1 protein-coding gene is annotated in these 798 nt (G+C 74.6%); it reads right to left on the bottom strand.

Annotation, left to right across the window (positions count from 1 at the left end):
- Positions 1 to 71 precede the first annotated feature (71 nt).
- The coding region (locus EAO77_RS35640) for a formylglycine-generating enzyme family protein (RefSeq protein WP_147992461.1) at positions 72 to 798 on the bottom strand (727 nt) is incomplete at its 5' end.

A 798-nucleotide genomic window follows, 5' to 3' on the forward strand; every position in this document is an offset into this window, starting at 1 on the left:
GTTGGAGCCCGGGGGGCGGCCCGGGTGCGGTGGGGGTCGGCCCGGGGGCGTTCGGCGCGGGGGCGAGGTCGTCAGACGGCGTCGTTGGCGCAGCGGAAGCCGATGTTCGCCGCCGCCGAATCGGCGGTGTTGCCGGAACGGGCGGCGACCCGGTAGCGGTGGCAGTAGGAGTCGTGGCAGAGGTACGAGCCGCCGCGCATGACGCGCTTCGCGTCATGGCCCGGGTCGTGCCACGGGCCGCGCGGGTCGTGCACCGGCGCGGCACCGGCACGCACCGCGTAGGCGTCGGCGGCGAAGGTGTCGGCGCACCACTCCCAGACGTTGCCGACCGTGTTCCACAGGCCGTGGCCGTTGGGGCGGAAGGACGTGACCGGTGCGGTGGTCTCGTGACCGTCCTCGGCCGTGTTGAGGGTGGGGAAGGTGCCCTGCCAGATGTTGCACATCCACCGTCCGCGCGGCGTGAGTTCGTCGCCCCACGGGAAGCGCCGGCCCTCCAGACCGCCGCGCGCGCCGTACTCCCACTCGGCCTCGGTCGGCAGCCGCTTCCCGGCCCAGGCGCAGTACGCCTGGGCGTCGTTCCAGCTGACCTGCACCACCGGGTGGTTCTGGAGGGTGCCGGCGGACGAGAGCGGTCCGGCGGGGTGACGCCACGAGGCGCCCCGCACCACCAGCCACCAGGGGGTGCCGGCGGCCCGGCCCAGCACGTCTCCGGGTTCGGCGCGCACCGCGAGGTGGAACACGGCGGACATGCCCAGCCGTTCGGCGTCCGTGACGTAGCCGGTGTCCTTGACGAAGGCG

The sequence above is a fragment of the Streptomyces sp. T39 genome (genome assembly GCF_008042045.1).
GTDB lineage: Bacteria > Actinomycetota > Actinomycetes > Streptomycetales > Streptomycetaceae > Streptomyces.